The sequence below is a fragment of the Campylobacter sp. BCW_6461 genome (genome assembly GCF_001762735.1).
GTDB lineage: Bacteria > Campylobacterota > Campylobacteria > Campylobacterales > Campylobacteraceae > Campylobacter_D > Campylobacter_D jejuni.
The window spans coordinates 15,547-41,165 of record NZ_MJXJ01000020.1 but is presented as its reverse complement, the minus strand read 5'-3'; the positions used below and the strand labels follow the sequence as shown (position 1 = coordinate 41,165).

The following is a 25,619-nucleotide window of genomic DNA, read 5'->3' as shown; positions in this document are numbered from 1 at the left end:
ATGAATTTAATTCCAGAAATACTAGACTTACAAGGCGAATTTGAAAAAATTCGTCATCAAATTCATGAAAATCCTGAGCTTGGTTTTGATGAATTATGTACTGCAAAATTAGTGGCGCAAAAATTAAAAGAATTTGGTTATGAGGTTTATGAGGAAATAGGAAAAACAGGCGTTGTGGGGGTTTTAAAAAAGGGGAATAGCGATAAAAAAATAGGACTTCGTGCAGATATGGATGCTTTGCCTTTGCAAGAATGCACAAATTTGCCTTATAAAAGCAAAAAAGAAAATGTAATGCATGCTTGCGGTCATGATGGACATACTACTTCTTTATTGCTTGCTGCAAAGTATTTAGCAAGTCAGAATTTTAATGGCATTTTAAATCTTTATTTTCAACCTGCTGAAGAGGGTTTGGGTGGTGCTAAGGCAATGATAGAAGATGGATTGTTTGAAAAATTTGATAGTGATTATGTTTTTGGATGGCACAATATGCCTTTTGGTAGCGATAAGAAATTTTATCTTAAAAAAGGTGCGATGATGGCTTCTTCGGATAGTTATAGCATTGAAGTTATTGGAAGAGGTGGTCATGGAAGTGCTCCAGAAAAGGCAAAAGATCCTATTTATGCTGCTTCTTTACTTGTTGTGGCTTTACAAAGCATAGTATCTCGCAATGTTGATCCCCAAAATTCAGCAGTTGTAAGCATAGGAACTTTTAATGCAGGACATGCTTTTAATATCATTCCAGATATTGCAACGATTAAAATGAGTGTTAGAGCATTAGATAATGAAACTAGAAAGCTAACTGAAGAAAAAATTTATAAAATTTGTAAAGGTCTTGCACAGGCTAATGATATAGAGATTAAAATCAATAAAAATGTTGTTGCACCAGTGACTATGAATAACGATGAAGCTGTGGATTTTGCTAGTGAGGTTGCAAAAGAATTATTTGGCGAAAAAAATTGTGAATTTAATCATCGTCCTTTAATGGCAAGTGAGGATTTTGGATTTTTTTGCGAAATGAAAAAATGTGCCTATGCTTTTTTAGAAAATGAAAACGACATTTATTTACATAATTCTAGTTATGTTTTTAATGATAAGCTTTTAGCTAGGGCTGCAAGTTATTATGCGAAGCTAGCTTTAAAATACTTAAAATAAAAACTAATCTAGAATTTCAAGCACAATTTCTTCCTTTAAACCTTTGATTTGAATTTCTTTGAGTTTTAGGTTTGAAGGAAGGTTTGCTAAAAGCTCTTTATTGTTTTTTATTTGGTTTTTTGCGCTTATGGAGAGTAAAATTCCCCTATAAGCTTTAGCAAAATGACTGATGACTTTACCATTTTTTACAAATTTATAAGTATAAAATTTCTTTTTTGGGGTGTAGAATTTATCATAAAATCCTGCTCTAAGGTCAAGTATTTCTTTATTTTCTAAGTATTCATCTAAGGCTTTACTAAAATGTTCTTTATAAAATTTCTCTATGGCAAATTTTCCTATTTTAGCCCCTTGCTTGAATTTATAAAAAGGTAGGGTATCATTAGCTCTTACAACGCCAAAAAGATTAGAAAATATAAGAGTATTTTCTAAAATATAAGCTTGACTTTTTTTATCTAAAGCTTTAAAATTAAGATATTCATAACTTACCCCAGTATAAAGCAATATAGCTTCTTGAGTGGGAGCTTGTTTTAAGTTGTGTTTAAATTTATCAATTTCATTTTCGTTTTTAATGCCAAAAAGTTCTTGTAAATTTTTTAAACTTGCATTTTTGATAAATTCTCCATAATGCTTTAAAGCTTCCATTCTATAAGGAAATAATTCTTTAAATATAAATGAGTTTTCATCGATGGGATTTTTTGTACAATTTTCATTTTTGCTTTCACTAGGGGAGAATAAAATTTTCATTTTAGCCTTTTTTGTTAATGTTATGAAAACATTAAGAGCAAAGAAATTTAATCTTGCTTTTAATGTTTTTGAAGTTTTTATCATTTTAAAATTTAAAATGACGCTCCGCCCATTAACATAGAAAACATGATAAATGGAAGTATAATTTTTAACGCTTCTGTGGCATCTTGATTGTTGATGCTTAGTTTTTCTATGCTGTCGATTCCCTGTGTGCTATAGTCACTAACAGGGATGTTTTTAAATTTTAAATCAAGATTGAGTTTATAATCATCATTTTGAGTGATATTGTTTAAAATAGCTAAAGCTTTATCAAAGATTAATGCTTGTTCTTCATTTTGACTTTGAGTTTTTAAGGTTTGTAAATTTTCCTTAGCAGTTGTTATATAGCTACTAAATACGCCTTCGGTTTTAAGAGTTGAATCAATTTTAAAATTGTTTAAGATGATGTATTTTTGGATTGTATTGCTAAAATCTGAAGCTTGTTCGTAGTTTGCTATATTAAGAAGTTCATTGATAGCTTGTTCATCCATAGCTAAAGTTTGAGTGTTAAATTTTATACCCTTAGAATCAAGGTAATTAAGCAAATCTTCTTTTAGATTTATATTTAGATTTGTATTGAAATTTAATTTTGCGTTATAAAATTTTATATCAAGATTATCTAGATAATTGTTTTCTTGTTTGTTTATAGAGTTATCAAATGATAAAGTATAAGAATCCGAGCTTAATTTATTGATAAAAGATCTGATTTTTGGATCTTGTTGAAATAAGCTTGCATTGATGTCACTAACAACTTTTTCTCCAAGTTTAAAATCTTCAAAAACCAAATTTGATTGTATGCTTTTTTGGTTTTTAAAAAGATCGTTGTAATATTCTTTAATGCTAATTGATGTATTTGCTTCGCCTTTGTAAATTTCATTTGAACGAATTTTGATATTTTTTGCTTGAAATAGTTCTTGATACTCATCGTTATTATCTTTTGCAAGAGTTTTGAAATTTGGACTTAAACACGCTATAAAATCACCATCTGCATTGCATTTAAAATCAGAAAATTCAATCTTTATTCCAGAGTCCTGAGAAAGACTTGCAATTTCTTGTTTAACTGTTTGATTTAGTTGATTTTCATATTTTTTAACTGTTTTTTCATCTATGGAATTTCCGCAAGCTGAAAACAAAACAGCTATTCCAATAGAGAGAAAAATACCTTTTTTCATAGTTTTCTCCTTAAAAATTTAAAAAAAAGATTATATCTTTTTTTACTTAAAATTTAAACAATACTAAAAGAGAGTGTGTGATTAATTACATTTTTACACATAGGAAAATCTTTTTAGTTTGTTTCAAATGCATTATTTATAATTTTAAGTATAATTAACTTTGCAATTATTATATATTTTTGCAACAGCTTTAAGCTTATTTTTAAAGAAAGGAAATGTATGAAAAAAATACTTCTAAGTGTTTTAACGACCTTTGTTGCAGTAGTATTGGCTGCTTGTGGAGGAAATTCTGACTCTAAAACTTTAAATTCTCTTGATAAGATCAAGCAAAATGGAGTTGTTAGGATTGGGGTATTTGGCGATAAACCACCTTTTGGTTATGTAGATGAAAAAGGAAACAATCAAGGCTATGATATAGCTTTAGCTAAACGCATAGCAAAAGAACTTTTTGGCGATGAAAATAAGGTGCAATTTGTTCTTGTTGAAGCTGCAAATAGGGTTGAGTTTTTAAAATCAAATAAAGTAGATATTATTTTGGCTAATTTTACTCAAACTCCGCAAAGGGCAGAACAGGTTGATTTTTGCTTGCCTTATATGAAGGTAGCTTTAGGCGTAGCTGTACCAAAGGATAGTAATATAACTAGCGTAGAAGATTTAAAAGATAAAACCTTGCTTTTAAACAAAGGTACAACAGCAGATGCTTATTTTACGCAAAATTATCCTAATATTAAAACTTTAAAATATGATCAAAATACCGAAACCTTTGCCGCTTTGATGGATAAAAGAGGCGATGCTTTAAGTCATGATAATACCTTGCTTTTTGCTTGGGTGAAAGATCATCCTGATTTTAAAATGGGTATCAAAGAGTTAGGTAACAAAGATGTTATCGCACCAGCGGTTAAAAAAGGCGATAAAGAACTTAAAGAATTTATCGATAATTTGATCATTAAACTAGGCCAAGAGCAGTTTTTTCACAAGGCTTATGATGAAACTTTAAAAGCTCATTTTGGAGATGATGTTAAGGCTGATGATGTAGTGATTGAAGGTGGAAAAATTTAATAAAGGGCTTTTTGCCCTTTATATTGATTTAGGATAAAATATGCAAAAAAAATACAAAAATATTATTTATGCTTCTTTGGGTGGAATTTTAGAATTTTATGATTTTGTGCTTTTTGCCTTTTTTTTGGATATTTTTGCTAAGGTATTCTTTCCGCAAAATGATGCTTTTTGGATGCAGATAAATGCTTATATAGCCTTTGGTGCTGCTTATTTAGCGCGTCCTTTTGGTTCTATTGTGATGGCACATTTTGCTGATAGATATGGAAGAAAGAATATTTTTTATATTTCTATGCTTTTGATGGTTTTGCCTAGTTTTGCTTTAGCTTTTTTGCCAAGTTATGAAAGTATAGGTATATTTGCTACTTTGATTTTATTTACTATACGCATTTTGCAAGGTTTAGCCGTTGGAACTGAGGTGAGCGGAGCTTGGATTTATGTGAGCGAATTTGTCAAAGGGCGTCAAATTCCTTTAGCTCTTGGTTTTATTTCAGCGACTTTAACCATAGGTTTATTGCTAGGAAATATTGCCACTTTAGGCATAAGATCTTATTTTACCCCAGAAGAAGTTCAAAGCTATGCTTGGAGAATTCCTTTTATCATAGGAGGATTTTTTGGAATTTTAGCTTTGTTTTTAAGAAATAAACTCAGCGAAACTCCAGAATTTATAAAAGTTCAAAATGAAAAGAAAATTTTAAGTTTTCCATTGTTCGAAGCTTTAAAAACTCATAAAATGAGTATGCTTGTTTGTTTTTTAATGACCATGGTTTTAACAAGCGGTGTGGCAACTTTGATGATTTTACCTAAGTATTTTGAAAGTCTTTTAGCTATGAGTAAAACTTCTGCTTTATGGGTGCAAAATTTTGCTATTTTAGCGGTGATTTTTGGAGCTTTATTTCAAGGTTTTTTAGCAAGCAAATGGGGAAGCTATAGGATTTGTTTTATTTTTAGTATAGCTTTTATTATTTTTGGTGTGCTTTTTAGTTTTTATGATGAGAATTTTTTATTTTATTTTTTACTGGCTTGTTTTGCACAAGGTATTATTACTTTCGCGCCTGTTTTTATGACGCAAATTTTTAAAAGTGAACTGAAATTTAGCGGGCTTAGTTTTGCTTATAATATTTCTTATGCGATTTTAGGTTTTTTAACCCCTTTTATAGTTAATGCTTTTTATAAAGAGTATTTGGGTATTTATCTTGCTATAGTGGGATCTTGTTCCTTGCTTTGCGTGTTTTTGTTAAAACGCGTTTTTGCAAGAAGCAAGATTAAAGAATTAAGCATTGTCTTTTAAAACTTCAAAAACAACCTTAGATATTTTTTCAACTGAAGCGATTTCACAATGCTCATCAGTTGAATGAGGATTATGGATATTTGGGCCTATAGAAGCGCATAAAAGCTCTTGTTTTTTCTCTATAATGCCACACTCAAGCCCTGCATGGATAGCTGAAACTTTGGCATTAGGCGATACTTTTTTAAGCGCTTTAAAAACCATGTCGCTAAGTGCGTTTGGTTTGCCTTCCCAAGGTGGATAGAAATTAAAACTTCTTACTTTAAAATCAAAAGCCTTGAAAAATTCTAAAGTTTCAAATTCTACTTGCTTAAGTCCATCAAGTATATTAGATCTTGCAAAAAGTGCGAATTTGATTTGGTTATCTTGCATTCTTAAAGTAGCTAGGTTAATGCTTGTTTGAACTATATCTAGATTTTCATCATAAGCTCTAACTCCATGAGTGAAAGAATTTATAAGGCTTAAAAGTTTTTTACTTTGATCGCAAATTTCAAATTCGCCTTCTTCTTTAAATTCACATTTTATCCAGTTATTACTCTTTACTTCATCTTTAAAATGCACTAAAGCTTTGGCGTGTTTAGGTATAGAATTGATTCTTTCTCCGCCTTCAAAAGAAATGATTTCTCCTTCATTCTCTTGTATGAATTTAGCCATTTCTTTGATGGAACTTTTTTCATTGCGTATGATATTTATGCCTGAGTGTCCACCTTTAAAATTTTGCGCACAAAGCTCATAAATTTTACCCTTTTTTCTAAGGGTATTAAAAGACAAACTTGCTTCTATATCTACTCCACCTGCACAGCCTATCATGATCTCATCATCGCTTTCATGATCTAAATTTAAAAGCATTTTAGATTCTAAAGTGTGCTCGAGTGAATTCACTCCCATGAGTCCTACTTCTTCATCGTTTGTAAAAAGACATTCTAAATTTTCAAATTCAGCTATAGCACTCATCATGATGGCTATACCTATGCCATTATCTGCACCAAGACTTGAATTTTTGGCTCTTAAAAAGCCATTTTCTTCATAAACTTCTAAGTTTGGTGCATCGCCCATACAGACCATATCATAATGGCTTTGTAGACAAATTTTTGGTTTGCCTTTTATGGCATGGATATTTCCTGCCTTATCTACACTCACCTTAAAGCCTTTATCTTTGGCGTAAGAGCTTAAAAATTCTTTCATTTGTTCTGTTTCATAACTGCAATGAGGAATTTTGCATAATTGTTTAAAATTTTCTATAACATTTTGCATTTTATCTCCTTTGTTTTGATAAAATTATGGCATATTTTTTAAAATTTAAAGGCAAAATGATTAAAAAATGAGAATAAATTATAAAAAATTATTTAATCTAAGAAAATTATTAAGTGATCCAAAAAAACTTTTTTCTGTATTAATCTTCACTCTTGTAGTTGTTTTTATCCAGAACTATATTGCCCAAAATTCTAGTTTTGAAGGAAAAGTAGTTAGAATTATTGATGGAGATACTATAGAAGTTAATCATGAAAACAAACTCGCTAGAATAAGATTTTTTGGTATAGATGCACCAGAACTTAAACAAAGTTTTGGAAAGCAATCAAAAGAAACTTTAAGTAGAATTTTAAGCGGCAAACAAGTTGAAATTATTTATAAAAATAAAGATACTTATGGTAGAATTGTTGCTATTGTAAAGCTTAATGATGTTGATATTAATCGATTTTTGGTAAGCAAAGGCTATGCTTGGGCTGATACTTACTATAGTAACGCTTATACCAAAGAACAAGAAAATGCTAAGAAAAATCATTTAGGCCTTTGGAAAGAGAGTAATCCTATAGAGCCTTATAAATGGAGAAAACACAATAAATTCTAAGGAAAAACATGAAAAAATATACTTTAATGGTGCTATTAGCTTTAGGAATTTCTGGATGTTTTGTAAATGAAAGAGGGATTTCAAATCGTTTTTATGATGATTGTAAAGAGTATTATGATGGAAGCGGAACTTATCATAAGGATTGCCCAAAAAATTGGGTAGATATTAAAATGACTCCTTGATTATTTTCCACCCACAGAGGCCATTAATGCAGCTGCTACGGCTTCTGGATTGTTGATTTTGGCACCTTGTTCTTGATTTTCTGTAGGTTTAACAGTGTTAAGTGGCGGACGCTTGAGTTTAAATATATGCTCATCGGTGCTAACAACTTGTATCGTTCCTTCAAACATTTTAACTTCTTTAACATGTCCAACCACTTTTACATCTCTTTTTTTGGAGGTTTCGTCAAAAAGTGCATGAGCTTCAAGTTCTAAAACATCGCCTAATTTAAGCGGAGCATAAAAAAAACATTTTGATCCAATAATCACTGAAAATTCTTTATTGATAGAGGCTTGTGCTACATAGTTTGCCGCAGCGAAAATAAAGGCATCAAAAATCAATCCTTGATCATCTGCTACCATTTCGCTTGTGGTTATTAAAATTGATTTGGCATAGTTTTTATCAATTTCTATAATGGTTCCAGCAAGCGAGGTGTTTAATTCAGGACAAGTGAGTAATTCTGCTCTAACGCGAGATATATCTTCTGCAGATGCGTATTCTTCAAGTTGTGCATATTCTTCAAAATTATCTTTTTTTGCCATATCTAACCTTTAAATTCTACTTATCTACTTCAAAATATCTAATTTTCAATATCGGTAAAAAATAAAAAGAATTTATATTTTAATGCGTATATAAACTCTTTTGGGTGCTTCATAGCCTTCAATGGTAAGATTTTTATCCTTTGGATCTAAGAAATTTTCCAGCGAAAAAGAGTCTATCCATTCTGTTTTTCTTTGTTCGTTTTCATCGGTTTTTTTTGTAGCCAAAACTTCAAATTCTTTAAATCCTGCTCTTTCACACCAGTTTTTTAATGCACTAATGCTTGGTACAAAATAAATATTTGGAATTTTAGAATAAGTTTTATTAGGCACAAGAGCGATTTCTCTCTCATCTTCTATATACATGGTATCTAAAAAAACAACTCCATTTTTATTAAGTCCTGCTTTTAAATCTTTTAGCATTTTTATAGGATCACTTCTATGATAAATCACCCCAAGACAGAAAATCACATCAAATTTCAAGCCATAGCTTGGAAGATCTTCTACGCCTAAAAGTTCGTATTTTATAGGAGTTTTAGCTAAAGCGTTAATGAGTTCAAATTGCAAACGGTATTTGATAGAAGGATCAAAACCTATGAGTTTTGCAGGATTAAATTCAAGCATTTTAAACATATAATAACCATTATTACAGCCTATATCAGCAACGCATTTTTGAGAAATTTCGTTCATGAAAGGCTTTAGAATGTTGAATTTAATAAAACTTTGCCATTCTGTATCGATGAAAAGATCGTCTATTTTAAAAGGACCTTTTCTCCATGGTTTAAGTTCTTTTGCTATAGCTAAGATTTCATCTTTGGCTTGAGAATTTGTAGATAAATTTACACTATCATCTAAAGAAAAATTACAAGCAAGATTGAGAGCTTTAAGTTCTTGAATTTTAGCGTATAAAGGGTGATTTAGAAATTGTTTTTCAAGTAAATTTTCTTGCATTTTTATCCTTGACATTTGCTTTTAATGCTAAATTATAACATTAAAAGCTTTTATGGCAATATAAATTATATGCATTAAATATTTGATCAAAAATAACTCAAAAATACTTTCTAAAGATTACATAAGCTTTAGAACTATAATCATCATCTAGCTTATACTTCTTTAAAGCTCTAGCTAAATCAAGCTTGACATAAAAATTCCCTGTTTTATTATAAAGCAGTTGTAAACCATAAGCATCTATATAGTTTGTATAAGAATCATTCTCATACCAAGAATAACTTATATCATAAAAAGGAGTAATATAAAAAATCTTTTAAAGGAGTAGCCATTCTAAGTCCAAAGCTGGCCACTACAGCATTATCTCCTTCTCCATCTCCATTATTATAAGCCCTTACTCCATAAGGACCTCCTAAAGATATGGTTTCACTACTATCTAATGTAGATCCATTGATAACTTGTTGATAATTTAAACTAAAAAGATGAGTAAAGGTATCATTAAGGAAATAAGCATTGTTAAGATTGACATTGAGTTTAGCAAATTTTCCAAATTCTACTCCACCTACTTTGCTTGTTCCTATACCTACTATAGTCATACCTTCATCTTTAACATTACCATAGCTTATTAGCACTATAAGAAAAACTATCATTACTAATACCATTATAAACTCCTTCTATACCAAAGCTTATTGTATCAGAGCTTTTATCAAAAGTTAAAATATCAAATTTAGAATCACGAAGCTTTTTATGATAATAACTTGAAGTTAAATAAAAAGAATTATAAGTCGTAATCCCCAAAGGATATTTTAAATTTATACCTAGATTTTCAGAAATTCCTATAAAGTCAAATTCTCTCCAAATTCCCCATAAAGCATAGTTTCCTTTAGAATAGCTTCGAGTGATTTTTAAATTCCCCAAGAAAGTAGTATAATTTATACCATAGTTAGTTTGTGCTTCATCGCTTCTTTGCAAGTAAGCATTAGACTATCTCCTTGATGAGCTATGTTATTAAAACTCATGCTAGTACCACCCCTATATCTGCCTGATTCTTTTATACCGTAATTATCCCCATAAAACAATACAGAAACAAAGCTATCACTAGGGGTAGTTTCTATCACTATATCTGTGTCACCTAGATTATCTCCTGCTTTTAAAGAAGCAAGGGTTTGTATGCCATACATTTCATTGACTTTATAAACCGCATCTTCTACTAATTTAGTAGTGATGATTTCACCTTTATGATTAGGTAATTTGCTTTCTATAGCATAATCTCTTACACTAGAATTGTTTTGAACCACATATTTACCTAAAACACCTAAGGTGATATTGATTTGAATTTGATCTTTTAGTTCTTGTTGTGGGATATAAGCTGTAGCAGCAGGATAACCACTAACTTGAACATAATAAGAAATAATATTGGCTATATCTTGTAAGTCTTGAACTGAAATACTTTCTTTTTTGTAATCGTTTAAGGCTTCTTGTAAAACTTGCTCATCTAAACCTAGATCTTTAAAGTTTATGTTTTTATTGGTAATATGAAAGTTAAAGCTAACTTTATGAATTGATTCTTCTTTAGAAGTATTTTTTAAAGAAGGAGTGTTTGAATTTGGGGTTTTAGTTTTTAAAGTATTATCATTAGACAAGTTAGGTTGATTTTTTTGAGTGTTGTTATTATCTTTTTGAGTGTTTTTCTTTGTGTTAGTGGTTTTTGAATTATTATTATCACTAGTATTAGAATGATCTATGATAATCACTCCATCTTTTACTTTTAAAGTGTTATTGTAGTTTTTTAAGTTAGCATCTTCTTTATAAGGAGATTGTTCTAACATTTGTATGGTTTTTTTATTATCTTTAGTATCACTAGCATAAAGGCTTAAGATAGCTAAACTAGATAGTAAGATAATGCGTTTCATTTGTATTTTTCCTTTTTAATGATTTCATAAGAGCTTGTTTTTAGATTTGGTTTTTAATCTTTTTTATTTTTTGCTTTTTCTGTTTTTATTTTTTCTTTCTTTTTATCTTTTTATTTTTTGTATTTGCTTGATTGATTATCAATCTTTTTTGATTTTTAATCTTTAAATTTTGTTTTATTAATTTTTAACAAGATCCAAAAGGCTTTTAACCTTTTGGATTTTATCATCTTGAGCAAGGATTTCCTGCTTTAAAATTATCCGATACTATACAAGTATTACCACTTAATTGAGTGCTGGCTTCATCTATACTTGCTTGTTTATCATCTTCATTGATATTTGGATCTTCATCTGTAGTTTGCATAAGCAAAGCTGTAGCAATGTCAGGTTCTTGTTGTCCTATGGTATCATTTGGGTTATTATTAGAACCGTTGTTGTTACCATTGTTAATATCACCTGAATCGGTTCCATCGTTTCCGTTGTTGGAGTTGTTAGATCCTAAATTTATAATGGATACTGGCTTATAGTTTGCACTATATTTTCATTGACTGTAAGATGACTAGTTCCATTTATGCTCGCACTTGCTAAAGTTTTATTAGAATTTTCTAAACTAGAATTAGTACTCGCTGTAGCGATTTGAAGAGCTATTGTAGCTTGTTGTAAATCACTAGAAACTTTATCTACAGCTTGTTTTAAACCTGCAATAACTTTATCGCCATTATTACCTGTTATACCACTTAGAGCTGTATTGCAAGCTTTAACTGCTTCATTATAAGCATTTACAGCAGTATCGTAAGTTTTTTGAGCGTTTTCTTGCCCTTTGGTCATTTTAGGAATTTTGAGAAAGAATTTCCTTTGTTTTAATAATGACTTGATTAGCTTTTCCTAGATCACCATAAGAATTTCCCAATACTTCCTTTAAAGCGTTTGCAAATGTTGCATTATTGCTATCTTGAGTTTGTCCATATAAAGCAGTAATAAAATCCATACTTTGATTAATGCTTGTTAATTCATCAGCTGTTAATATTTTTCCATCTTTATAAAATTTACTTAAGTCGCTAATATCAACACTAGAATTAAATTTCAAGTCATTAAATATAGAATTTAAAACTTCATTTGAGATGTTATCTTTAGCAATAAGATCGCTAGTTTCTTTATAGTTTTCACGATTTTTTATCGCTCCTGTTCCAACTAAAGATTTTGTAGCACCTGTCATAGATGGTCCATTTGCTGCTAAAGATGTAAAAAAATCATTAGGGCTGTAAACATACAAATAAGCCGGTTTTTCTATTGTGCTTGTAAAAAAATATCTACCATGATTATTATTAGAATCATATTCCGTCACATATTTTCCCACCATAGCAATCCCTTCTCGTACTGTCATAGTTTCTAAATTTATAACATTTCCTGCATTGGATTTAATTACAGGTGATATTGTTTTAGGATCTCCTTCAAATGCTGAAAGTTTTCCATCTTTTGCCTTATCCTATATTGATGAAGCAGACAGAACAATTTTTTTGCATTAATACTTCCACCATTGAGTGTTCCATCTATAATGAGAGCTTTTAGAACCATAGGCAATATTTAAATAATTTTGGTTAGTTTTTCCTTGTCCAAAATTTACAGTTTCACCACTTGCTATATTAAAACCACCACCCCATTGGATAACAGAGTTTGTTTTACTTCCTGAGATATTCATAGTGCCACCACTAACACTTATACTTCCACTTGTTCCATAAGTGAACTTACCCCCACTTGGTAAAGCATAGCTTTGTGTAAAAAGAAAGAACCTATAACTAAAGACAAAGAAAGTTTATTTAACTTTTTCATGACTTGCTCCTTTTTGTAAGATTAAGATTTAAGAATCTTTTGTTTATATTTATAAAAATACAAATAAATCATTCCTATCTTAAAGATAGGAATGATTTATTTTATCCTTGCGTAAATGCTTTTGCCATCTTGAGATATTCTTACTTCATAAGAAAGTTTTTGTAAATTCATCTTTTTTAATTTATCTATAGAACTTAGTTTAAAATCTTCTTTGTTTTTTTGCATTTTTTCAATAAAGCTTTGAAGTTCTTCTTGATTTAAAGTATTAGAGTTTTCATCTATAAAACCTTGCTCACTTTGTAAGATTAAGATTTCTTTATTTTTAATATAGGGGTATTACTCTTTGAGGGTGTAAAGAGCTAATACTCCTTAGCTAGAAATATTAATAGGAGCATCGTATGACTTCAAAAAGGGGAGTTGTGTTGATTTTATTGGATACAATAAGATAATAATGCTCAAAGTTATTAATAATTCTAGCTTCAACTTTAGTATTTAAAATCAGTCTATTGTTTTTACTTAAACTGATATCTGAAGGAGCTATAAAAACAGAATTGTTATTTTTATACTCATCAAGATTGAGATTGTTTATGATTAAGGTATTATCATGGCCATTGTTTGAAAGTCCAGCTATAATACTTAAAATTCCTTCTCTTTTATCTGAAGCTACACCAAATAAAGTATCATTGATAATGATTTTATTATAAGCAGCTTCATTATAAGCCATAATCAAATAAGCATTATCAGCTGCATTAGAAGAATAGTTTTTTATATCTATGGTATTATGATTGGCTTTATCTAAAGCTCTTATGATGATTTTAGAACCTTTATCTGTATTACTTGCATCAGTAATGCTTTGAACATTGTTATAATTTATAGTATTATAAGAAGCTTCTTTGGCTTCTGTTAATACAGTTAGATTTCTAAAAGAAGCAAAATCTTTAATCGATACTTTATTGTTATTAGCACTACTAGGATAAAAGTCTTGATTATTAAGAAGGTTTTTCTTAGCTGTATAAATGTATACAGGTAAGGTTGACATAGAATTATTAATATAAACTTTATTATAATCCGCACTGCCTTCTAAGGTTCTAGCAGCTATAATATTTAAAGCATCTTTATAGCTTTGAGAAAGATCGGTTGTGGTAAGATCGTTTTTAATGTTAATGGTATTATGATTAACTCCTTTAGTTGCAAAGTCACCATAAAAAGAATGTTGGTTATAACCTAAGAAGTTATTAGCGATTTCTAAAGGATGTTTTAATTCTATGTTTAAGGTATTATAATTTACTTCTCCATTATTATAAGCTCCTGCGTAGAAGTTAAACAAAGCTTGAGCAAAAATGTTCTCATTGTTTTTATTTTTTTAGGTTTTTAATATCTTTTAATATTGATAGTATTATCTAAGGCTTGTCCTTGTTCGGTTTTTCCACCCAAAAAATCAGCAAATAAAACAGAATTATAAGCTAAGGGTTGTTTATCATGGTTCATATACATATCAAGATTAAAACTATCTATGTCTAAAAGGTTTTTACTGGCTTGAAAGTTTTTATTATATAACCTGCGCTAATATGAGCAGCAGCTAAACTAGCATAAGCTTTGCTTGGACCATGGATAATCATATTAGCATCTTTGATAAAGATTTTATTGTTTTTTACATTACCTTGATAAGCTAAACCACCTACAAGGTGAGTGATTCTTTCATCAAAGGTATTATTACCATTTTTATCTTTTTTAGGCAAGGAAGTAAAAAACTCTACACTGCTACTTGCTTTTATATTTAAACTATTATTTGTAGAATCTCCATAAGTGGTTATAGCTCCGATTAAATAAGGAGAACCATTTAAGGCTAAATCATAAGTGTTCTCAACTCCCATACTAATATGGGCATCTTTTTGAAGTATGGTTTGGTTATAGCTTGCATTACTATAATGAGTAAAGGTAGAACTCATTAAGAAATTCATGCGTTGATTGCTTTTAGAATTACTAGGGTTTTTATATGAGTATCTTTAGGTTTAAGATAAAAAACTGAACTAAGTTCTCCTTGTTCTAATATAAGTTTGTTATAACTTGCATCAGCATGATCGGTTTTTGCTGTGATTAAAAAAGGAAGCACTCTAACTGTTTTTTATACTACGATCGGCTGTATTAACACCATGCCTTGCTTTAAAAGAAAGAAATTCATCTTCTCTCATATCAGGAGTAAGTAAATAATGTTTAAAATTTAAATCGTTTATATTTGTAATATTTGGTTTATGATTGTTAAATATTGTTAATATATTGTTTAGAACTCTTAGCATAATAATTTATACCTTGGAATTTTTTATAAGTAGAATTGGTTTTATCATAAAGTTCGTTATCATTAAAATAATGCTTTGGAATATTGAAATTTCGATTGTCTGTAGTATTTGCTTGAGTGGCTGCAAAAGCGTTGATGCTTAAGAAGGTAACAATGGAAAGTTTAAAACAAAATTTCTCTATACCCCCTCCCAGTGAAGTTAAAAAGCTTTATTAAATTAAGATTGGACGGAATTTTTAATATAAACTAAAAAGCGATATCAAAGAATTTCCGTTGTATAATCTAATGTTTTTTAAATGTGAAATATTTTTTAAGGTAAAGCGATGAAAATGCGTGTGTATTATGAAGATACTGATGCGGGTGGAGTGGTGTATCATAGTAATTATTTAAAATTTTGCGAGAGAGTAAGAAGTGAAATTTTTTTCAATAAAAAAGTAGATATTTTTGATGCGTCTAAGGGACATTTTTTACTTACAAAAGCAAATTGCAATTTCTTAAAACCTGCAAAACTTGGAGATATGATAGAGATTAAAACAAAAATTTTAGAAGTCAAAAATGCTTCTGTGGAAATTTTACAAGAAATTTATAAAGATGAAATTTTGTTTTTTAAAATGGAATTAACTTTAGCTTTTATTAAAAACGAAAAACCAGCTAGAATGGATATGCAGTTAAAAAAGCTCTTTGAAGAATTATTTTAATTCTTCAAAGCTTGCTTGCTTACCTTGCATAAGACGCACTTTGTAATCAACTTGAGAATTTTTGATTTTCTCATCAAATAAACTTTCGCTTTTTTTATTTAGGAATTCGGTATAAAAGTAATCAACTCCTATGCTAGTAGCATAAGCAATCCAGTTATAATCTATACTTTGATTAAAAATTTCATTAAGATAGACTAAGTTATCATCGTGGTTATTGATAGAATTAGCAATGATAAAATTTTCTCTATCTCCTTGTTGTGTTAAACTTAAAAATGTTGGATTATAGTTGATTTGAGTGGATAAAAGCACATAAGGATGAATGTTATAAATTCTTAGTTGAGAACTTGCTAGAGCTGTTTTGATCAATGGAGTGTTAAAAAATATTGAGGCATTATTAACTCCACCTTGTGATCTTAAAAGCCTGCTGAAATCAAGCTTCTCGCCTTCTATGGTATATATTCTAGCATTATTATTTTGAGCAAGAATTCTTGAATTTAGATTGCTTGATAAGGCAGAGCCATCGCTAAATATTGCGATATTAGCATTTGATTTGCTTAAAAGTGTGGCAATTTGAGCATCATAGTCAATACTTCCAAAAATAATATTTTGATTCGAAATTTGTATGTTGTTTTTATGGATAGTCGGTATGAAAATTTTCATATTTCCTGAGTAATTTTTCAACTCATTAGCACCTTTTAAGGTAAATCCAGCTATGGCATACTGATATCCTTGAGCTTGTGCTGCATCAAGCGCGGCTCGAATTTTATCACTATCTTCTGTGCCGGTTAAAAAAACTTTTACTTTGATTTCAGCTCTTTGTCTTAAAAGATAGGCTATGCTTGAATTTATTATAGTATTTGAGTAGCTTTTTATGGTTTTTTCTGGGATAATTATCGCAAGTTTAACAGAAGTAATTTTTTGAACATTTTTTTCAAAATCAGTAATGGAATTTAATAATTTTGCATAAACATTGGATAAAAATTGATCGTTTTGGTCTGCAAATTCACTTAAAAAACTGAGATACAATCTTGATTCTAAAAGATCAAAAAGACAATTTGTGTTGCATTCTTGAACGCTTAATTTAGGATAAAAATTTTCAACAGGTTTTACATCGACTAATTTTTGCTCTTTTGCATTAAGCAAAAAGCAAGATAAGAAAAATATTAAAAATATTTTTTTCATAAAAATCCTTTAATTTTTTTTAAATCTTGTATGAAATTTTTTTCATAACTTGGATTTTTTTCTATAAAATCTAAATCATAACTTGGCATTATGAAAAAATTTTTATAAGCAAAAACTTCACCTTTTAAAATGTGATAATCTTTAAATCCCAAGCTTTTAAATGTATATTCTCCTAGACAAAGCAAAAAAGCAGGTTGAATCAGTTTTAGTTCGTTCCAGAAAAATGGTAAGCAAGATTGTAGCGAAAAATCATCAAATTTTCCATTACAAAAACATTTAAATAAATAAGAAAAATAAAAATCTTCATCGCAAAGCCCTAAAATTTGATAAATATAGTGTTTTAATTTTTCACCTTTTTTTGAATTAAGTAAAATTCCGCTTTCATTTTCACTCTTTTGCCCAAAAACATCAAGAATTAGCAATTTGACATTTTTTATCTTAGGTTCCATAAGACTAAATTTTCTTGTTTTGGAAAATTGGCATAAGGTGCAAGATGAAACAAGTTGTTTTAATTCTTGAAAATTTTGTACTTGTTCAAAGTGGTTTGTATGTGTATCAACAAAGTTAAATCCCATAGCTTTTAAATAATAAAGACTTCTTATCATAAATCACACAATTTTTCTAAATTTTCTCCACTTAGACGATAATTTCTCCATTGTTTAAGATGTTTAGCGTTTAAACTTTCATAAAAATTAATACCTAAAATATTATCATTTAAGCAAACCCAGTCGAGTCTTTTTAAATTTTCTTTTTTGCAAATTTCTCCTAAAAATTTAAACACAGCTTTTCCATAACCTTTTTTACGAAAATTTTCTCGTATATAAATATCTTCAAGATAAATTCCACCGCTGCCCCAAAAAGACGAAAAAGTATAAAAATAAATCATATAGCCTATAGTTTTTTCATTTTCTTTTAACAAAAAAGCACGAGCAAATTTATTTTTTAGTAAAGAATGTTCCAGTTTTTCTTTCGTGCATTGAAGAAAATCTAACATATCTTCGTATTTTGCAAATTCTATGATCATTTCTTGTAAAATATCTAAATCTTCTTGTCTTAAATCAATAATTTTAAATTCTGACATTTTTAACCTTTTAAAAATAATTTCAAAATTTATCAAAAGAATTTAAAAATTACTCTTAATCAAAAGCAATTTATAAGTAAGATTAAGATAAAATACAAGTTTATTTTATAATTTTTTAAGGAAAAATCAAATGAAAAGAACTTATCAGCCACATGGCACTCCAAGAAAACGTACTCATGGTTTTCGTGTTCGTATGAAAACTAAAAATGGTCGCAAGGTGATCAATGCAAGACGCGCTAAAGGTAGAAAAAGACTTGCTGTGTGAAAAATTTTGATAAATTTAGCACAAACGAGGAATTTTCATCTGTATACAAAATAGGTAAAAAATGGCATTGCGAAGGTGTGATTATTTTTTATCTGAATAGTTATGAAAAAAAAATAGCAGTTGTTGCTAGTAAAAAAGTTGGAAAAGCAGTGGTTAGAAATCGTTCAAAACGAATTTTAAGGGCTTTGTTTGCTAAGTTTGAAAGATATCTTCGAGATGGCAAATATATTTTTGTAGCTAAAAATGAAATCACTGAACTTTCTTTTTCTAGGTTAGAAAAAAATCTAAAATGGGGATTGAAAAAACTAGAATGTTTCAAATGATATGCCTAAAAATACTCCGTTTTTATCAGAAATTCTTAAGTCCTTTAAAACCCGCTGCTTGTAGGTATTATCCTAGTTGTTCTGAGTATGCGCTTTGGCAGTTTCAAAAAAAGAATTTTTTTCTAGCTTTTTTTTCTACTTTTTTTAGAGTTTTAAGATGCAACCCTTTTTTTAAAGGGGGGTTTGATTATCCTAGAGTTTCTAAAAATTTTTATCCTATAAATTTATGTTTTAAGCCTATATTTTTAGCAAAAAAACAACTTTGTTTTTTATATATACCTTATAAAAATAAAAGTTTTTATCTTATAAAAATCATCTTTAAAAGGACAAATCAGTGAATAATTCAAATAATATTTTTCAGCAAAAGCGTATACTTTTAGCTGTTGTGATTTCTTTTTTATTTTTTGTTGTTTACGATTATTTTTTCATTCCAAAACAACCTTTAAAAATAGAACAAAACATTACACAACAAAATCAACAAAACACAAGCATAAATAACACTCCTAATATACAAAATACCACCACAAATACTCCAAGTGCAGCTTTAGTTTCACAAGATAGTGTGATATCTAAGGTTCAAAGCAAGCATTTTGAAGCACAAATTGACTCTTTTGGTAGAATTTCTGCTTTTTATTTAAAAGATAAAAAATACCAAAATGAGAAAGGAGAATTTATAAATCTTGTTAGCAAGGAAAATAGTCCTTATCCTTTAGAAATGCGTTTTAGTGATCCAAGTATTAACTCAGAGGCTTTTAAAATTCCTTATGTTGCTAACGCTAGCAATCTTTTTGTTGATGAAAATGGAAGTCAAGTTTTAAAACTCACTCAAAATCTTTCTGGATTGAAAATCGAAAAAGATATTACTTTTTATCCAAAAGGAAATTATGAGATAGAAGTTAAACTCAGCAAGAATGCAAATTATTTTATAAGTCCAGGATATCGTCCAAATATTGCCGTAGATAGTTATACAGTTCATGGTGCTTTGGTAATGGATAATAAAGAAACCATCGAAACTTATAAAGATGGAGATGTAGAAAAGGATGAAAGTGCTAATAATGTCGTAATGACTTCGGCTTTTGATAGATACTATGCAACTTTCTTTTATAATTTTGATAAACCTTTAAATGTGGCAATCAGCAAGGATGCTAATCAAAACCCTATAGTTTTTGCTTATAGTGATAATGAATTTAAAGCAGGGGGCTATATAGGCTCTAAAGAACATGTGATTTTAAGAAGTATAGATCCACGCCTTGAAGCAGTTGTTGAATATGGTTGGTTTACTTTTATTGCTAAGCCTATGTTTGAGTTTTTGAATTTCTTGCATCAGTATATAGGAAATTGGGGTTGGGCTATCGTTGTGATGACTTTAATTGTGCGTATTATTTTATTCCCGCTAACTTATAAGTCTATGATTTCTATGAATAAACTTAAAGATCTTGCTCCTAAAATGAAAGATATTAGAGAGCGTTATAAAGGCGATCCACAAAAAATGAATATGCACATGATGGAGCTTTATAAAAAACATGGTGCAAATCCTATGAGTGGTTGTTTGCCTATACTTTTACAAATTCCTATTTTCTTTGCTATTTATCGCGTTTTGCTTAATGCTATTGAGCTAAAAGCAGCTCCTTGGGCGTTTTGGATACATGATTTATCGGTAATGGATCCTTATTTCATTTTGCCTATTTTAATGGGTGCAACGATGTTTTTACAACAACTTATTACGCCTATGACTATACAAGATCCTATGCAAGCTAAGATTATGAAATTTTTACCAGTGATTTTTACTTTTTTCTTTATCACTTTCCCAGCAGGACTTACGCTTTATTGGTTTGTAAATAACCTTTGTTCTTTGGTTCAACAATGGGTTATCAATAAAATATTTGCTAAAGAACATCACAAAAAACAAGCGGAGCATGAAAAATGAAAATCGAAGCCATTGATCTTCAAAGTGCCTTAACAGAAGCTTCAAGAAGTTTAGAATGTTCTGTGATGGACTTAGAATATGAGATTATTCAGCATCCAAGAAAAGGTTTTTTTGGATTTGGAAGAAAAAAGGCAATTATAGAGGCTAAAGCAAAAAAAAGGATTTTGAAAAAAAATCCTAAAAAAGAATTTACAAGTTCAAAAAATCACAAACCAGAAACACATGAGCCAAAACAAGAAAACAAGATTGAAACAAAAAATGAAAAAAATAAAAGCCAAAAAGAAAAATATACAGTAAAAAGTGATGAAATTTTTGATAGTTTTCATCGAGAAAGCAAAGGAGTGCGTAATACTCAGGATATTTTAGATGAGATTCGCATTCAGCTTGTAAAACTTTTAGAAAGCTCCCAGTTTAAAATAGAGCTTAGTGAACTTAGAATGTATGATGAAGATTGCGTTTTGATTCGATTGGATGGGGAAGATGCTGCTTTGATGATAGGTAAAGAAGCACATCGTTACAAGGCTATTTCTTATCTTTTACATAATTGGATCAATTTAAAATATAATCTTTTAGTGCGCCTTGAGATCGCTCAATTTTTAGAAAATCAAATTCAAGGTATGCAGCTTTATTTACAAAACGTGATTGAAAAAATTAAAATTCATGGACGTGGTCAAACCAAACCTTTAGATGGGGTTTTGATAAAAATCGCTTTAGAGCAGTTAAGAGCTGAATTTCCAGATAAGTATGTAGGAATTAAGCAAAATAATGATCAAAGATTTGTTGTAATAAACGACTTTTTCAAAAAAGATGAGTGATACTATAGCGGCTATTGCCACAGCTCATGGTGTGGGTTCGATTTCTATTGTAAGATTAAGCGGTGAAAGGGCTTTAGAATTTGCCTTAAAGCTTAGCCACAAAACCAAACTTACCCCACGCCATGCTACTTTTACAAAACTTTTTAATCAAAATAATGAAATTATCGATGAAGCTATAATGATATATTTTAAAGCCCCTTATAGTTTTACAGGGGAAGATATAGTAGAGTTTCAAATTCATGGAGGATTTAGTGTGAGTGAAGTTTTACTCGAAGAACTTGTGAGTTTAGGAGCAAGACTTGCTTTAGCAGGGGAATTTAGCAAAAGAGCGTGTTTAAATGGCAAAATGACTCCTTTAAAAGCTTTAAATATACAAGATCTCATACTTTCAAAATCTGCACTTGCAGCTAAAATTATAGCACGCAACATGCAAGGAAACTTAGGAGAACTTTTAGAAAAAATTCGCACAGATTTGGTTAAAACTTTAGCTTTTGTAGAAACTAGTATTGATTATGCTGATGATGATTTACCTTCTGATTTATTAGAACAAATTTCTACTATGTGTGAAGAAAATTCTAAAATTTTAAAAGAAATTTATACGCTTTCTCAAAGCAAAAAAGGACTCATAGAAGGTTTTAAAATCGCTATTGTAGGTAAGCCAAATGTAGGCAAATCTTCGCTTTTAAATGCCTTGCTTTCTTATGAAAGAGCTATTGTTTCAGATATAGCAGGCACCACTCGTGATACTATAGAAGAGAGCTTTAAATTAGGAACGCATTTATTACGCATTATAGATACAGCGGGTATTAGGGAAAGTAAAGATGTTATAGAACAAATCGGCGTAGCTTTAAGTAAAAAAAGTTTAGAAGATGCAGATATTATTTTGGCAGTCTTTGATGCTTCAAGAGTGCAAGATAAAGAAGATGAGAAAATTTTTGACTTATTAGCAAATACTGATAAAAAAATCTTTTGGATTTTAAATAAAAGTGATTTAGAAAATGTTTTCAAAAATACTCAAAATAAAAATTTTATCAAGCTTAGTGCTCAAAAAGACATCACTTTGTTAAAAGAAGAATTGCAAAATTATCTTAATTCTTTTGATAGTGAAGGTATTATGGTAAGTTCTTTAGATCTTATTAATGCTTGTAAAATTTCAAGTGAAGCGATTTTTAGAGCTAAGGGACTTTTAGAGGAAAGTTCTTTAGAACTTTTTGCTTTTGAACTTAATTTAGCGATTAATGAACTTGCAAGATTTACCAAAGATTTTCAAAGAGATGAAATTTTAGACGAAATGTTTGGTAATTTTTGTTTAGGAAAATGAAAGGATAAAAATGGACAAAGAAACCATAAAAGCACACAAAATTAGCGATGAAGAATATACACAAATTTTAGAAATTTTAGGACGTGAGCCAAATTTATTAGAGCTTGGGGTTATTTCTGCGATGTGGAGTGAGCATTGCTCTTATAAATCTAGTAAAAAATATCTTAATGGTTTTCCAACTAAAGCACCTTGGGTGATTCAAGGCCCAGGTGAAAATGCAGGGGTTATTGATATCGGGCAAGGTATGGCAGCAGTTTTTAAAGTAGAAAGTCACAATCACCCTAGCTTTATTGAACCTTTTGCAGGTGCGGCTACAGGAGTAGGGGGAATTTTACGTGATGTTTTTACTATGGGTGCAAGAGTGGTTGCAGGGCTAAATTCTTTAAAATTTGGCAATATTCATAATGAAAAATGCAGCAAACATCAAAAATACCTTGTTAAAGGTGTGGTAAATGGAATTTCTCATTATGGAAATTGCATGGGTGTGCCAACTATAGGTGGAGAATGTGCTTTTGATGAGTGTTTTAATGGAAATATCTTAGTTAATGCCTTTGCTTTAGGGGTTTGTAAAAGTGAAGATATCTTTTATGCTAAGGCTGAAGGTGTAGGAAATCCTGTGATTTATGTGGGTTCAAAAACAGGGCGTGATGGACTTGGTGGAGCGGTTATGGCAAGTGATAGCTTCAATGAAGAAAGCAAATCTTTGCGTCCTACAGTGCAAATTGGCGATCCTTTCAGTGAAAAACTTCTTATGGAAGCTTGTTTAGAGCTTTTTAAAACTGATTATATTGTGGGTATTCAAGATATGGGTGCTGCAGGGCTTACTTCAAGTTCTTTTGAAATGGCAGGAAGAAGTGGCAGTGGCATGAAACTTTACTTAGATAAAACTCCTATACGTGAAAGCGGTATGACTCCTTATGAGTTAATGCTTAGCGAGTCTCAAGAAAGAATGCTTATTTGTGCGAAAAAAGGCTATGAAGATAAGGTTATAGAAATTTTCAAAAAATGGGATTTAGATGCTGTGGTTATAGGTGAAGTTACCAATACAGGAAAAATGGAGCTTTTTTGGCATGATGAGCTTGTAGGGCTTATTCCTATCGAGCCTCTAAGTGAAAAAGCGCCGATTTTAAGTCGTCCTATAAGTGAGCCAAAATATTTAAGTGAAATTAAAGATTATAAATTTGAGTTAAAATTAAGCATTCAAGAGCTTTTTATACAAATGCTTCAAAATGAAAATATTAACAACAAAGCTTTTATTTATGATCAATTTGATTCAAGTGTGCAAACCAATACTATAAAAGCTGATGGAAGATTAGGTGCTAGTGCCATTCGTATCAAAGAAAATGGTGCAAGTGTGGCTATGGCTATAGAATGTAACTCACGCTTAAATTATGTAAATCCTAAAATAGGAGCAGCTTTAGCAGTAGCTTCAGCAGGAAGAAAAGTTGCTTGCACGGGGGCTAAGCCTTTGGCAATAAGTGATTGTTTAAATTATGGAAATCCGCAAAATCCTGAAGTGATGTGGCAATTTGCACAAGGTTGCGAAGGCATTAAAGAAGCTTGTAAAGAGTTAAATACCCCAGTAGTAAGCGGCAATGTTTCACTTTATAATGAAACTGAAGGCGTAAGTATTTATCCAAGTCCTACTATAGTAAGCGTAGGGGTTTTAGAAGATGCAAATAAAACCTTAAAAGCTAGTTTTGAAAAAGAAAATTTAAGTGTTTATCTTTTGGGTGAAAGTTTAGGGGAATTTGGTGGATCTATGGTAATGAAAATCCAAGATAAAAAAGTATCAGGAAGTCTTAAAGAGCTTGATTATAAAGCTGAAATTGCACTTTGGGATTTGCTTTATAAAGCCAATCAAAATTCTTTACTTGAGTGTGCCAATAGCGTAGGAATAGGGGGTATTGCTATGACTTTGGCAAAAATGTTTGCTATTTCTAGTGTAGGTGCAAATTTAACAAGTGGTTTTGATGATGAAAAAATGATTTTTGATGAGAGTGCAAGTCGTGCTATAGTAGGGCTTAGTAAAGAAAATGAAGAAGCTTTTTTAAATTTAGCCAAAGAATTTGGAGTAAAAGCTTATAAATTAGGTGTGAGTACTAGCCAAAAACATTTTAAACTTGATAGCATTGAGTTAAGCAAGGCTGAACTTGATAAGCTTTATTTTGAAAGTTTTAAAGAGCAAATCCAATGACTTTAGTTTTAATTATACTCGTTGTTTTGGTGTTTTACTGGTATTATAAAACTTGGGGAAAACAGGATTTTTTAAACTCAGCTACAAGAGGAGCCAAAGGCTTTGCTAAGGGTTTTGCTCGTGGGGTTATGGAAGAAAGAATGGATGAGTTTAAAAGGCGTATGAATTACTATGTTATCGCACTTTTGGCAAAAATTGCAAAAAGCGATGGCAGAGTAAGTGAAAATGAAGCTGAAATGATCAAAGATCTTTTAGATGCAAATGCCAAAGATGAAAAAGAAAGAGCTTTTTTAAAAGCAAGTTTTAATGAACATAAAGAAAATTTAAGCGATGCTTTTTACGTGGCAAAAGATTTTTTAAAAGAAGTACCTTTACCTAAAAATGAGCGTTTTAATGTTTTGCGTGTGCTTGTTTTTATGGCTTTAATCGATGCAGATTTTAATGCTAAAAAGCGTGAAATTTTAGAGCAAATCGCTAAAGCCTTTGATATAGCAAAAAGCGAATTAGACGCTTTTATAGCAAGTCTTTCAAATTTAAAAAGTTCTAAAAAAGAATTAAGTCTTGATGAAGCTTTTACTATTTTAGAACTTCCAAATAATGCAGATTTAAATGCGGTAAAAAAACAATACCGCAATTTAGCAAAAAAATATCATCCTGATATTTTAAATGCAAACAATGTTAGTGAAGAAGAGCTTAAAATCGGTGTAGGGAAATTTCAAAAAATCAACGAAGCTTACGAAAAAGTTAAAAAACATTTAGAAAGGTAAA

The 25,619-nt window shown here is 30.0% G+C and carries 27 protein-coding genes and 3 pseudogenes; 14 read left to right on the top strand and 16 right to left on the bottom strand.

Features of this window, described 5'->3' with window-relative positions; genetic code table 11:
• On the top strand, positions 1 to 1,152 hold the full coding sequence (locus AJ882_RS03265) for a M20 aminoacylase family protein (RefSeq protein WP_004308483.1): 1,152 nt from the start codon (positions 1 to 3) through the stop codon (positions 1,150 to 1,152).
• 3 nt (positions 1,153 to 1,155) lie between these two features.
• Here AJ882_RS03265 and AJ882_RS03260 read toward each other — a convergent pair whose 3' ends face one another.
• Positions 1,156 to 1,896 carry a YaaA family protein gene (locus AJ882_RS03260; RefSeq protein ID WP_070279668.1) on the bottom strand — a complete coding sequence of 247 codons (741 nt, stop codon included), beginning with the start codon at positions 1,894 to 1,896 and terminating at the stop codon, positions 1,156 to 1,158.
• A gap of 92 nt (positions 1,897 to 1,988) precedes the next feature.
• Entirely contained in the window at positions 1,989 to 3,107 is a 1,119-nt protein-coding gene (gene jlpA / locus AJ882_RS03255) for a lipoprotein adhesin JlpA (protein WP_004308480.1), read from the bottom strand.
• Positions 3,108 to 3,326: 219 nt separating this feature from the next.
• On the opposite strand from jlpA, the gene AJ882_RS03250 reads away from it, so the two are divergent.
• Together AJ882_RS03250 and AJ882_RS03245 are read left to right on the top strand one after the other, a co-directional pair.
• Complete coding sequence (locus AJ882_RS03250) at positions 3,327 to 4,166, top strand: cysteine ABC transporter substrate-binding protein (protein WP_002860724.1); 840 nt, start codon at positions 3,327 to 3,329, stop codon at positions 4,164 to 4,166.
• A 40-nt stretch (positions 4,167 to 4,206) separates the two neighbouring features.
• Positions 4,207 to 5,454: an MFS transporter gene (locus AJ882_RS03245; RefSeq protein WP_002853620.1), complete on the top strand. Its 1,248-nt coding sequence runs from the start codon at positions 4,207 to 4,209 to the stop codon at positions 5,452 to 5,454.
• On the opposite strand, the gene AJ882_RS03240 is transcribed toward AJ882_RS03245, so the two are convergent.
• Positions 5,437 to 6,705, bottom strand: coding sequence for a M20/M25/M40 family metallo-hydrolase (locus AJ882_RS03240; protein ID WP_004308475.1), 1,269 nt, complete (start codon positions 6,703 to 6,705; stop codon positions 5,437 to 5,439). The genes AJ882_RS03245 and AJ882_RS03240 overlap by 18 nt on opposite strands.
• Positions 6,706 to 6,772: 67 nt before the next feature.
• On the opposite strand from AJ882_RS03240, the gene AJ882_RS03235 reads away from it, so the two are divergent.
• Both AJ882_RS03235 and AJ882_RS03230 read left to right on the top strand, forming a co-directional pair.
• Positions 6,773 to 7,300: a thermonuclease family protein gene (locus tag AJ882_RS03235; RefSeq protein ID WP_004308473.1), complete on the top strand. Its 528-nt coding sequence runs from the start codon at positions 6,773 to 6,775 to the stop codon at positions 7,298 to 7,300.
• An 8-nt stretch (positions 7,301 to 7,308) separates the two neighbouring features.
• Complete coding sequence (locus AJ882_RS03230) at positions 7,309 to 7,482, top strand: hypothetical protein (RefSeq protein ID WP_002853638.1); 174 nt, start codon at positions 7,309 to 7,311, stop codon at positions 7,480 to 7,482.
• On the opposite strand, the gene AJ882_RS03225 is transcribed toward AJ882_RS03230, so the two are convergent.
• The 10 genes and pseudogenes from AJ882_RS03225 to AJ882_RS03195 form a co-directional block, all read right to left on the bottom strand.
• Positions 7,483 to 8,061, bottom strand: coding sequence for a hypothetical protein (locus AJ882_RS03225; RefSeq protein WP_002853367.1), 579 nt, complete (start codon positions 8,059 to 8,061; stop codon positions 7,483 to 7,485).
• Positions 8,062 to 8,133: 72 nt separating this feature from the next.
• Positions 8,134 to 9,024 carry a tRNA 5-methoxyuridine(34)/uridine 5-oxyacetic acid(34) synthase CmoB gene (cmoB, locus tag AJ882_RS03220; protein WP_002859209.1) on the bottom strand — a complete coding sequence of 297 codons (891 nt, stop codon included), beginning with the start codon at positions 9,022 to 9,024 and terminating at the stop codon, positions 8,134 to 8,136.
• Between the two features lie 82 nt (positions 9,025 to 9,106).
• Positions 9,107 to 10,835, bottom strand: a pseudogene (locus AJ882_RS03215) (ShlB/FhaC/HecB family hemolysin secretion/activation protein).
• Positions 10,836 to 11,067: 232 nt separating this feature from the next.
• Positions 11,068 to 11,159, bottom strand: a pseudogene (locus AJ882_RS09735) (hypothetical protein); the annotation flags it as partial.
• A complete protein-coding gene (locus AJ882_RS09440; RefSeq protein ID WP_014517253.1) occupies positions 11,143 to 11,280 on the bottom strand; it encodes a hypothetical protein in 138 nt (45 codons plus the stop codon). The gene AJ882_RS09440 and the pseudogene AJ882_RS09735, both read right to left, overlap by 17 nt.
• Before the next feature lie 140 nt (positions 11,281 to 11,420).
• A complete protein-coding gene (locus AJ882_RS03210; protein WP_011049824.1) occupies positions 11,421 to 11,744 on the bottom strand; it encodes a hypothetical protein in 324 nt (107 codons plus the stop codon).
• A 1-nt stretch (position 11,745) separates the two neighbouring features.
• A complete protein-coding gene (locus AJ882_RS03205) occupies positions 11,746 to 12,276 on the bottom strand; it encodes a hypothetical protein (RefSeq protein ID WP_011049823.1) in 531 nt (176 codons plus the stop codon).
• A 162-nt stretch (positions 12,277 to 12,438) separates the two neighbouring features.
• Entirely contained in the window at positions 12,439 to 12,615 is a 177-nt protein-coding gene (locus tag AJ882_RS09570) for a hemagglutinin (RefSeq protein ID WP_011049821.1), read from the bottom strand.
• A 227-nt stretch (positions 12,616 to 12,842) separates the two neighbouring features.
• Positions 12,843 to 12,971: a hypothetical protein gene (locus tag AJ882_RS09565; RefSeq protein ID WP_002867420.1), complete on the bottom strand. Its 129-nt coding sequence runs from the start codon at positions 12,969 to 12,971 to the stop codon at positions 12,843 to 12,845.
• Between the two features lie 144 nt (positions 12,972 to 13,115).
• Positions 13,116 to 15,224, bottom strand: a pseudogene (locus tag AJ882_RS03195) (hypothetical protein).
• A 141-nt stretch (positions 15,225 to 15,365) separates the two neighbouring features.
• Here AJ882_RS03195 and AJ882_RS03190 point away from each other — a divergent pair.
• Positions 15,366 to 15,740, top strand: a complete 375-nt coding sequence (locus AJ882_RS03190) for a YbgC/FadM family acyl-CoA thioesterase (RefSeq protein ID WP_002859213.1) — start codon at positions 15,366 to 15,368, stop codon at positions 15,738 to 15,740.
• On the opposite strand, the gene AJ882_RS03185 is transcribed toward AJ882_RS03190, so the two are convergent.
• Genes AJ882_RS03185 through AJ882_RS03175 form a run of 3 tightly spaced genes read right to left on the bottom strand, consistent with a single transcriptional unit; the run spans position 15,732 to position 18,003 of the window.
• Positions 15,732 to 16,922: a hypothetical protein gene (locus tag AJ882_RS03185; protein ID WP_002865964.1), complete on the bottom strand. Its 1,191-nt coding sequence runs from the start codon at positions 16,920 to 16,922 to the stop codon at positions 15,732 to 15,734. The genes AJ882_RS03190 and AJ882_RS03185 overlap by 9 nt on opposite strands.
• Positions 16,919 to 17,527 carry a uracil-DNA glycosylase family protein gene (locus AJ882_RS09435; protein WP_002867425.1) on the bottom strand — a complete coding sequence of 203 codons (609 nt, stop codon included), beginning with the start codon at positions 17,525 to 17,527 and terminating at the stop codon, positions 16,919 to 16,921. The genes AJ882_RS03185 and AJ882_RS09435 overlap by 4 nt, the downstream gene beginning before the upstream one ends.
• Complete coding sequence (locus AJ882_RS03175; RefSeq protein ID WP_002867426.1) at positions 17,524 to 18,003, bottom strand: GNAT family N-acetyltransferase; 480 nt, start codon at positions 18,001 to 18,003, stop codon at positions 17,524 to 17,526. The genes AJ882_RS09435 and AJ882_RS03175 overlap by 4 nt, the downstream gene beginning before the upstream one ends.
• Before the next feature lie 130 nt (positions 18,004 to 18,133).
• Here AJ882_RS03175 and rpmH point away from each other — a divergent pair, with 130 nt between their 5' ends.
• From rpmH to AJ882_RS03135, 8 genes are read left to right on the top strand one after another with little or no spacing between them, the layout of a single operon-like run.
• On the top strand, positions 18,134 to 18,268 hold the full coding sequence (rpmH, locus tag AJ882_RS03170) for a 50S ribosomal protein L34 (RefSeq protein WP_002776864.1): 135 nt from the start codon (positions 18,134 to 18,136) through the stop codon (positions 18,266 to 18,268).
• Positions 18,265 to 18,591: a ribonuclease P protein component gene (gene rnpA / locus AJ882_RS03165; RefSeq protein ID WP_002859217.1), complete on the top strand. Its 327-nt coding sequence runs from the start codon at positions 18,265 to 18,267 to the stop codon at positions 18,589 to 18,591. The genes rpmH and rnpA overlap by 4 nt, the downstream gene beginning before the upstream one ends.
• The gene (gene yidD, locus AJ882_RS03160) at positions 18,588 to 18,929 is read left to right on the top strand and encodes a membrane protein insertion efficiency factor YidD (protein ID WP_002869899.1); all 342 of its coding nucleotides are present in this window, start codon (positions 18,588 to 18,590) and stop codon (positions 18,927 to 18,929) included. Before rnpA ends, yidD begins: the two co-directional genes overlap by 4 nt.
• Positions 18,926 to 20,518 carry a membrane protein insertase YidC gene (gene yidC, locus AJ882_RS03155; protein ID WP_002867428.1) on the top strand — a complete coding sequence of 531 codons (1,593 nt, stop codon included), beginning with the start codon at positions 18,926 to 18,928 and terminating at the stop codon, positions 20,516 to 20,518. The genes yidD and yidC overlap by 4 nt, the downstream gene beginning before the upstream one ends.
• Positions 20,515 to 21,333 carry a Jag N-terminal domain-containing protein gene (locus AJ882_RS03150; RefSeq protein WP_002859220.1) on the top strand — a complete coding sequence of 273 codons (819 nt, stop codon included), beginning with the start codon at positions 20,515 to 20,517 and terminating at the stop codon, positions 21,331 to 21,333. Before yidC ends, AJ882_RS03150 begins: the two co-directional genes overlap by 4 nt.
• The gene (gene mnmE, locus AJ882_RS03145; RefSeq protein WP_002867429.1) at positions 21,326 to 22,654 is read left to right on the top strand and encodes a tRNA uridine-5-carboxymethylaminomethyl(34) synthesis GTPase MnmE; all 1,329 of its coding nucleotides are present in this window, start codon (positions 21,326 to 21,328) and stop codon (positions 22,652 to 22,654) included. Before AJ882_RS03150 ends, mnmE begins: the two co-directional genes overlap by 8 nt.
• 10 nt (positions 22,655 to 22,664) lie before the next feature.
• A complete protein-coding gene (gene purL, locus AJ882_RS03140; protein WP_011049819.1) occupies positions 22,665 to 24,851 on the top strand; it encodes a phosphoribosylformylglycinamidine synthase subunit PurL in 2,187 nt (728 codons plus the stop codon).
• The gene (locus AJ882_RS03135; RefSeq protein WP_002885199.1) at positions 24,848 to 25,618 is read left to right on the top strand and encodes a DnaJ domain-containing protein; all 771 of its coding nucleotides are present in this window, start codon (positions 24,848 to 24,850) and stop codon (positions 25,616 to 25,618) included. Before purL ends, AJ882_RS03135 begins: the two co-directional genes overlap by 4 nt.
• Position 25,619 lies beyond the last annotated feature (1 nt).

What these genes read in the sequence shown, in the direction of transcription:
- mnmE (WP_002867429.1), top strand. Translation starts at nt 21,326, where the DNA reads ATGAGTGATACTATAGCGGCTATTGCCACAGCTCATGGTGTGGGTTCG.
- AJ882_RS03150 (WP_002859220.1), top strand. Translation starts at nt 20,515, where the DNA reads ATGAAAATCGAAGCCATTGATCTTCAAAGTGCCTTAACAGAAGCTTCA.
- AJ882_RS03260 (WP_070279668.1), bottom strand. Translation starts at nt 1,896, where the DNA reads ATGAAAATTTTATTCTCCCCTAGTGAAAGCAAAAATGAAAATTGTACA.
- AJ882_RS03235 (WP_004308473.1), top strand. Translation starts at nt 6,773, where the DNA reads ATGAGAATAAATTATAAAAAATTATTTAATCTAAGAAAATTATTAAGT.
- AJ882_RS03175 (WP_002867426.1), bottom strand. Translation starts at nt 18,003, where the DNA reads ATGTCAGAATTTAAAATTATTGATTTAAGACAAGAAGATTTAGATATT.
- AJ882_RS03230 (WP_002853638.1), top strand. Translation starts at nt 7,309, where the DNA reads ATGAAAAAATATACTTTAATGGTGCTATTAGCTTTAGGAATTTCTGGA.
- yidD (WP_002869899.1), top strand. Translation starts at nt 18,588, where the DNA reads ATGATATGCCTAAAAATACTCCGTTTTTATCAGAAATTCTTAAGTCCT.
- jlpA (WP_004308480.1), bottom strand. Translation starts at nt 3,107, where the DNA reads ATGAAAAAAGGTATTTTTCTCTCTATTGGAATAGCTGTTTTGTTTTCA.
- AJ882_RS09565 (WP_002867420.1), bottom strand. Translation starts at nt 12,971, where the DNA reads ATGCAAAAAAACAAAGAAGATTTTAAACTAAGTTCTATAGATAAATTA.
- AJ882_RS09570 (WP_011049821.1), bottom strand. Translation starts at nt 12,615, where the DNA reads ATGAATATCTCAGGAAGTAAAACAAACTCTGTTATCCAATGGGGTGGT.
- AJ882_RS03185 (WP_002865964.1), bottom strand. Translation starts at nt 16,922, where the DNA reads ATGAAAAAAATATTTTTAATATTTTTCTTATCTTGCTTTTTGCTTAAT.
- rpmH (WP_002776864.1), top strand. Translation starts at nt 18,134, where the DNA reads ATGAAAAGAACTTATCAGCCACATGGCACTCCAAGAAAACGTACTCAT.
- AJ882_RS03265 (WP_004308483.1), top strand. Translation starts at nt 1, where the DNA reads ATGAATTTAATTCCAGAAATACTAGACTTACAAGGCGAATTTGAAAAA.
- AJ882_RS03225 (WP_002853367.1), bottom strand. Translation starts at nt 8,061, where the DNA reads ATGGCAAAAAAAGATAATTTTGAAGAATATGCACAACTTGAAGAATAC.
- AJ882_RS03135 (WP_002885199.1), top strand. Translation starts at nt 24,848, where the DNA reads ATGACTTTAGTTTTAATTATACTCGTTGTTTTGGTGTTTTACTGGTAT.
- AJ882_RS03240 (WP_004308475.1), bottom strand. Translation starts at nt 6,705, where the DNA reads ATGCAAAATGTTATAGAAAATTTTAAACAATTATGCAAAATTCCTCAT.
- AJ882_RS09435 (WP_002867425.1), bottom strand. Translation starts at nt 17,527, where the DNA reads ATGATAAGAAGTCTTTATTATTTAAAAGCTATGGGATTTAACTTTGTT.
- cmoB (WP_002859209.1), bottom strand. Translation starts at nt 9,024, where the DNA reads ATGTCAAGGATAAAAATGCAAGAAAATTTACTTGAAAAACAATTTCTA.
- AJ882_RS03205 (WP_011049823.1), bottom strand. Translation starts at nt 12,276, where the DNA reads ATGGTGGGAAAATATGTGACGGAATATGATTCTAATAATAATCATGGT.
- AJ882_RS03210 (WP_011049824.1), bottom strand. Translation starts at nt 11,744, where the DNA reads ATGACCAAAGGGCAAGAAAACGCTCAAAAAACTTACGATACTGCTGTA.
- AJ882_RS09440 (WP_014517253.1), bottom strand. Translation starts at nt 11,280, where the DNA reads ATGCAAACTACAGATGAAGATCCAAATATCAATGAAGATGATAAACAA.
- AJ882_RS03250 (WP_002860724.1), top strand. Translation starts at nt 3,327, where the DNA reads ATGAAAAAAATACTTCTAAGTGTTTTAACGACCTTTGTTGCAGTAGTA.
- AJ882_RS03245 (WP_002853620.1), top strand. Translation starts at nt 4,207, where the DNA reads ATGCAAAAAAAATACAAAAATATTATTTATGCTTCTTTGGGTGGAATT.
- AJ882_RS03190 (WP_002859213.1), top strand. Translation starts at nt 15,366, where the DNA reads ATGAAAATGCGTGTGTATTATGAAGATACTGATGCGGGTGGAGTGGTG.
- purL (WP_011049819.1), top strand. Translation starts at nt 22,665, where the DNA reads ATGGACAAAGAAACCATAAAAGCACACAAAATTAGCGATGAAGAATAT.